Genomic DNA, 421 nt, shown 5'->3' with positions numbered 1-421 from the left:
GGCCTGCCGCGTGATGCGAAGACGCGTGGCGAGCGACGAGGCTGCGCGGCTCTCACGTTCGCTCATCGCCAGTAGCCGGTCATAGCGTTTCAGACCATCATCACGCGCGAGCCATGTGCGCTCGAAGTTGAGCAGTTCATCGGCGATCGTGCGTGCATTGACGACGTGCCGACAGTACATTTCCAGCAATGGAGTGTGAGTCGCGCTAAATGCGCCCGCCGGCTGGTCGTTGACGACCTCCAGCCATACGGTCCGCTCCGCGTCACTGAGGTGAATCGGCGGCGCCAGACGCTGCACGAGCGCGATCGGCGCCGTTGGCGCGATTGCCAGCGATGCCGCAGATTTCCTTCCCCGTTGAGCCATTTTTTACTTTTTTTGTCCACGTTTATGGTCGCGAAGGGGAACGGTCGGTGTCCGCCCC

At 62.0% G+C, this 421-nt stretch carries 1 protein-coding gene; it reads right to left on the bottom strand.

All coding sequences use genetic code 11. The annotated features are described in order from the left end of the window. Window positions 1-363 (bottom strand): hypothetical protein (locus QCE79_RS34020; RefSeq protein ID WP_309852031.1); only part of this gene is annotated, 363 nt, incomplete at its 3' end. Window positions 364-421 lie beyond the last annotated feature (58 nt).

Source organism: Caballeronia sp. LZ003, assembly GCF_031451465.1.
Lineage (GTDB): Bacteria > Pseudomonadota > Gammaproteobacteria > Burkholderiales > Burkholderiaceae > Caballeronia.
Note: the sequence above shows the minus strand (reverse complement) of the source record. Positions and strands in the feature narration are given on the sequence as shown.